Annotated in this window: 4 protein-coding genes; 3 read left to right on the top strand and 1 reads right to left on the bottom strand. The window is 48.9% G+C overall.

Going from position 1 to position 6,863, the window contains the following annotated elements; translation table 11 throughout:
• Positions 1 to 213: 213 nt before the first annotated feature.
• The gene (locus tag ACR3FF_RS25005) at positions 214 to 2,874 is read left to right on the top strand and encodes a right-handed parallel beta-helix repeat-containing protein (protein WP_458190827.1); all 2,661 of its coding nucleotides are present in this window, start codon (positions 214 to 216) and stop codon (positions 2,872 to 2,874) included.
• Positions 2,875 to 3,744: 870 nt separating this feature from the next.
• Here the strand turns inward: ACR3FF_RS25005 and ACR3FF_RS25000 are convergent.
• Positions 3,745 to 4,671, bottom strand: coding sequence for a patatin-like phospholipase family protein (locus ACR3FF_RS25000; RefSeq protein ID WP_458190828.1), 927 nt, complete (start codon positions 4,669 to 4,671; stop codon positions 3,745 to 3,747).
• 701 nt (positions 4,672 to 5,372) lie between these two features.
• On the opposite strand from ACR3FF_RS25000, the gene ACR3FF_RS24995 reads away from it, so the two are divergent.
• On the top strand, positions 5,373 to 6,491 hold the full coding sequence (locus ACR3FF_RS24995) for a hypothetical protein (RefSeq protein ID WP_458190826.1): 1,119 nt from the start codon (positions 5,373 to 5,375) through the stop codon (positions 6,489 to 6,491).
• A 70-nt stretch (positions 6,492 to 6,561) separates the two neighbouring features.
• Positions 6,562 to 6,863, top strand: a 302-nt coding sequence (locus ACR3FF_RS24990) for a hypothetical protein (protein WP_458190825.1), incomplete at its 3' end; no start/stop codon positions are given.

The following is a 6,863-nucleotide window of genomic DNA, read 5'->3' as shown; positions in this document are numbered from 1 at the left end:
GCGAGCGCGATCCTGGTTTCGTGAGTTCCGAGAAATCGTGCTGATGTGTGTGGTCTATAACATCAAGCGAGCCGTGAAACAATGAATTCCATTGCTGTATGGCGATTCAACACAGCCGTTGCTATACAACCGACGCAGGCACAGACACCAACCTCAGTTAATTCGTGTACGACGATCACCCAACCAGGTGAATACGTCCTTCAACGCGACCTAGTGAACAGTCGACGTACTTGCATTAAAATTCGATCAGATGACGTAATATTTGATGGGAATGGCCATACAATTGATGGCCGTGGTCGCCAAACAGGAATCGATGTTGGCACAGGAAGGGCCCTTTCTAACGTCACAGTCACTGACGTCACCGCAACTGACTGGAATGTTGGCATCAGATATCGAGGAACATCACAAAGTACACTCAGTGAAAGTACGGTTCGTGACAATACGGTTGGGATTCAAGTGGATTCGGCCCGCAATCCTCGCGTCAATCAGATTCTCGACCTCATAAATACAATTCTCAGTCAATTTGGGTTGTCAGGCATTCAGCTACCAGAACCACAGTCGCCCGTTTCCATGGGAAATCAGCTCATCAATACGACTGCAACGCAGAATGATGTCGGTGTTCAACTGCAACGAACCACCGCCAATACGCTTGTCAACACGAATGCAAGCCAGAACACGCGATACGGGATTCAGTTCCAATCTGCTCAGCAAAATTCACTTCAAAAGACAGTGCTCACTTCGAACGAGCAAGGGGGGATCCAACTGAATGATTCAAACCAGAATCAAGCCAATGACACACGCGTACTCGACAATCAGGTTGGGATTCAGCTAAGTAGTTCGTCAAATAACGCTTTCGAGAATACGGAGACAAACGATAACGGCCAGTGGGCGTTCCAATCAGCCGCTAACTCTACAAATAATACTGCCGAGAACTTCACTCTCAGTAATACAACGATCGGTTTTCGCAGCCAGGATATCGCGCTCCAGTCAGTCACATCTCCACCAGCTGATCCAGCCAATCTCATGAACATCGGCAAGTACGTCAATGCGACTGGAACCAGTGCACAGGCGTCGCTCTTGTTGAATGTGAGTTACACTGATGCAGATGTTGCTACTGCGAATGTGAATGAATCGTCGCTTCGAATATGGCGGTATTCAGACGGATCTTGGTCGCAAGTTAGTGGGGAAAACACCGTGAATACAGCGGAAAACTACGTTTCTGCGACGATCACGACCTTTACCAACACCGATACCTTTGCGCCACTCGGTGAACAACAAACAGGTCCACAACCGAAACCAAAGGAAATCAACTCTTGTACGGCCATAACTGAACCTGGTAACTACGTGGTCACCCAAGATATTCTGAATAGTACCAATACAAGCTGTATCGATATTCAGACGAGCGACGTTCATATCGATGGGCAAGGGCACCAAATTGACGGGGTCGATAACCCAGAGACGTATGGTGTGACCGGGAGCACAACTGCTCTCTCAAGAAACACGGGCAATTTCTCAAATGTCACCGTTACAAATCTCACCCTCACTGATTGGGAAGAGGGTCTTCGCCTCAATCAGGCATCTCAGAGCCGAGTTCAGAATGTAAATGCGTGGAGCAATCACTTTGGAATCCGTCTCAATGGCGGGACAAGCAATACTCTGACGGCAAACACGGCTCATAATAATACCTACATTGGAATCTATCTCGAATCGAGTACAGAAAACATGATGGTCGGAAATACTGCCTCAAACAACAGTGCTTACGGTATCTTTCTCAATTTTGGAAGTTCCAATAATACTCTCACAGAAAGTATAGCGAACAACAATAATGATCATGGCATTGCAGTGGATCAGGGAAGTTCGAATAATGAACTAACAGAAAATACAGCGACTAATAATCGGAATGCGGGCATATTGGTTCGATCGGCGATGACAGACAATAATACGATCTCACAGAATATCATCGCAAAGAATCAAATTGGAGTCAAACTACAAGATGGTAAAGGGACAACACTTACTGATAATATCGCCACAGAAAACACCCAGATCGGAATTCTGGTCGAGGCAGATACAGACAACACTACCGTAACGAACAATACTGCCACCGAGAATCGATGGGGTATCAACCTTCACTTCGCACAAAACGTAGTGGTTAGCCAAAATACAGTAACAAATAATAGTGATATTGGAATTATCGATTTTGAAGGGTCGAATAATCAATTCAAACACAATAACATCTCGAACAATGACTTCTTCGGATTCCGAGTACGCGGATCGGAAAACGAGATAATCGAGAACAATACGATTAACGCTAACACTGGACCCGGACTTGTTCTCTCAGTAGAGGCGCTCAATAACCGAATTAACGGTAACACGGTCAACGATAATGGGAACAGCGGTATTCACATTGAGGACGGCAGTGATGGAAATATTATAGAAAATAACGAAGTGCACCGGAATGTTAGATCCGGCTGTGGCTGTGATTTCGATCTGCCAGCATACCAAGGTAGTGATTATTGGGCAGGAATTACGATTATGACTTCGAGTAACAATCTAATCCGTAGTAACAATATCACGAATAATCTACGAGACGGAATCGGTCTCCGCGCAGATTCCTATAACAATACCGTCCAAGACAATTTCATTGCCGGCAACGGGGGCCTACCGGAACTTCCGGCTTGGGACATCTATATAAAGTTATCGGGCAGCAATGATATTATTAACAATACTGGAGATGATAGTATAATTGCTCTAGATGAGGTTCAAGACCGGCCACCGAATACGATCACCGGAAATCAAGGTTTCACTGTCATCGCTATAGAAGCCGGCGATCATGCGTGTTATTGCCCTACTAGTACAGGCTCCTGTGAAGGATAAGGTATCTAGAACGTATATTCTTCTGTACCCTGAAATTTCCTTATTAGATGATGCAAAGTAAATTGAAAAGAACTAACGAATCACCTATATTCTTCGTCTTTATGGGTTAGATATTAATGGAGTAGTTGAACAACGAATGCGTTCGAAAGTGTAAGATACCGACTAGCAATATCCCTGGAATATCGACGGTCCTGCTCAGCCGAGCAAAACAGCCTGCCACGAATGTTACTGCCGAACAGTTCCCGTATCTGCCGGTGGAAGCGATCGATTGGAATATCTTACACCGAGCGCTTCGGCAAGCTGGCGTCCCTAAATACGACCCTGCAATAGTCGAGATCACGATCACACTCACGTAGGCGGCCTACGAACAACATGGCTGGGAACAATTCTGTACGACCGTTCGACACGAGGTGAGTCACGCGTGATAGTACCACGAATTTGGCGAGATTGACCAGCGGGTCAAGGAAGCGGTTGGAAACGTTTCCACAACGGCCGCGCATAGATCGAGTTGGCACCCCCGGGGATCTTGCACTTCCGCTTATGGAATTAACCGGCAGTGAATCGCACACCACCACATTCAGTGTAATTGCCCACGAGATACGCTCTGTGCCTTGATAACAGGACTTCGCACATCCATAAATCACATGCTGCGATAACAAAATCAGTTTGTAGCGCGCTCCACAAGTTCGGGATCTCCAATTCTACAAACCACTACTCAAGAGAGATAACGAACTGATAAGCGAACCGATTCTAGAAACAGGGAAGGGTTCGATACCGACTTAGATTTCGAAGAAGGACAGTTAAGAAGATCATCGGAAATACACATGTTTTCAAGCATGAAAAATTATTGACCAACCGAGATCAGGAGGATCAGACGTCGTCCGACGACCAGAACTCACTCGCCTTCGCTTCACCTCGTTCCATCAGATTCTCAAGAAACGTCGGGCTCCGGTCGAGTTTCGAGTAGATGTCTAATTCCATGTCCAGTTCGATCTCGCGTAATTCGATGTGCTTGTACCGATTGTCGTCAATGACACCCTCGTCGATAAGGTCGTTGATCGACCGTATCATGTGTTTTTCCTGTTTGAGCGAGAGGTCCCCCGGGAGTTCGTTGCGCCGGTCGGCGATGTCGTTCAGCGAACGAGGGATCTCACGTCTCTCGTCGGGGGTGATCCAAATGATCCAGATCTGGTCCGGCTTCTGGTCGGCCGGCACCTCGCTCGTAAAGTGCCGGATCGGTGGATTCTGTGAGAAGAGTCCATCCCAGTGCCCGTAACTGTCGATTTCGACCGCCCGGAACAGATTCGGGAGGGTGGTCGAGGCCAATAACGCGGACGCGCCCTCCTCGTCGTCCACGAACACCTCGAACGAACCGGATTCGATGTTGACCGCACCGACGAACAGATGTGGTGGCGAATCGCTGGCCGCCCCGTCGAACTCGACGTACCGTTCGATCGTCGCTCGAAGCTCTCGCTGTGCCCACACCGACATGGAGTGGAAATACGGACTCGTGCCGAACGACCCGGACTCACCGGTGATCCGACTGCTCCACAGGGTCGTGTCGTCGACGAGCCGCTCCCAGAACGACTCCGTGGCCACGTCGTGCCAGAAGCCGTTGAGACGGTCTATCGCACCTTGTACGTCGTCTCGCCGGAGTCCGTCCCTCACGATCGTTGCACACATGGTTCCACCCGAGGTTCCGCTCAGCACACCGATCGTGTATTCGTCCGGACGATTCTGCAAGATTTCGCGGAGTACGCCCGCGGTGAAGGAAGTGTAGCTCCCCCGTCCTGACAGGCTATCGCGACCGTCGTCTCTGTGGCCTGGGACAGGGCAAATAGTACGAATCGGACGACAGTGAACCTTGCTCTCCGGAGATTTCCTGCGTGCTGTGCGTCGGTACCGAACCGTTGGGAGGTGCCGTCCCTCTGACCGGTTAATCTATTAGTTGGGTAGTGACTTACTCCTCGGGAAGTCTGAAAAGTTGATGCGCTCTTTCAAGGTCGTCGCGGGGACATCTGAGAAACACATCGACGGCGAGAGGGAATGAGGGCGGTACTCGTAACGTTCTCACCGGTCGGAACGACAGGGCGTTCCATCTGCGAGATATGCTTATGGAAGGGGTGGACCCCGACCATTGGACCTCGTCTCCTCCGAAACGCTACCTTCAGTAACGTTGTTTTGTACTCGAATAACCATTTGGTCATTTTCAATTATTGTTCAGATTTTCTTCACCGCTCGACTTCGGTCGGCCCTCAGTTTTATACCAAGGCGGGTAGTGCGTTACCTAGCCTCATGCCATCTCGAAAATCAGTAAGTGGGATACTCACTACGCTGACGTCGTTATGGCGGCATCATTGCGCATTCATGAACATGATATTAATCCGGTAGAGACGTTATTCGAACCAAATAAAATGAATGTAGTATATTTAAATGAATTAACCTGTAACAATCCATATTCAAGCACGACTAAGGACGAATGTACGATTGAAGTACGGTTGGACGGTGGCGGAAGAGACCCCTACCTGCTGCGGTCTTTGATGGATGCGAAGGCCAATAAACAAAAGAAGTTCAAAAAGGCGTATCCGTTTCATCAATCGGCCAAGATCGACCTGAAGTGTTCCGAACCAAGCAAGAAAGTCAAGATACCTAAGACAATTGGGACGAAGCTCCTAACGGCGAAATCGGCGACCGGCTCACAAACGTTCTCGTTCAAAAGTAACACGGCAAGTTACAGTCTCTCCGCCTCCGTGGAGCGAGCTGTGGATTCCTCGCCGGTAAAGGCAGCACTCGACGACTTCCGGGATTCGGTCAGTGCAGCGAATTCGGACGCATACGTCAAAACCTCGCCTTCCACGGTTCGTTCGAAGGTGTGGAAGAAGATCTCTCCCCAAAAAGTCCTGGATCGAGTGACACAAATAACGGAAAAGCCGACCGTCATCGACCAAGACCATGAAAACTGGTGCGGACAAGCGGCGATCGCGTTCGCTTTAGCTTGGCGTTATCCCAGACGATTCGTCGAAATCTGTCGCTCTCTCCTTGAAGAGGGAGCGTTTTTAGGACACAATTACGAATACCACGCTCCCGACGACCTCCTGAAAAGAGGTTCCAAGCCGGAGATGGAGGCGGCGGATTACATCTCCATCGGAACGCTGTATACGGGACGAAGAGTCCACTTAGGTATAGTGGATAGACGATTGGGGAATGACATAGCTATGTACAAAAACATGATAGATTTGTTAGGATACTCTAATACCCAGTACTACTCGTACAAACACGAGGTTAAAGGATTTGAGGCAATTAAATTCCATGGGTCAGATACATACTTCAAAAATAATAAAGTTGATGATAAGATTGAATTTCTCAAAAAGGTTCAACAAGGGGCAAGCAAATCGGGGGTGGGGATCCTAATAAGCGGCTCAACGCGGGCGGACATGTTTGGCCCGAGTCTTGCTCACGCTGAGACGTATATCGAAGGCGAACCGTATAATCAGGGAGACACCCGCATTAATTTCAAAACCCAATCATATGGAAAGGTGTGGCACGTGAAAAATACGGTCGATAATTACCGAAAGGTGCCGATATGGTGCGCGATAGTCGGGTGGCCGAAACAATGATCTCGAAGACGGCAGGTTCGATCCCCCCCATCGACCCACGTTCAAGAATTGAACCGACGGAGAGATTCTCGTGACGGAGATCTCATCCATACTCAACGAGACTCTGAAGTTCTTCGAGCCACTCGCGACCATAGCAGAGGACTCGGAGCTTGGCCGCAAACGGCGCAGGGAGTTCTTCGACACTCTCGGCGTGAGCATTAGCGAACAACAATTAGACGCGATCGGCGCCGATTTGGCCCCGTTTCTCGACGAATATCGGTACTTCCCATCGAGTCAGTGGATAGTCACGACTGACGGGGTTAGATTCTCAGGAAGCGTCTGGATGGGTGATTATGAGATTTCTCTACCATCCAGACACTGTTCTTACGGCTG

It is taken from the genome of Haladaptatus ordinarius (genome assembly GCF_054177595.1).
This window is presented reverse-complemented; position numbering and strand designations above follow the sequence as displayed.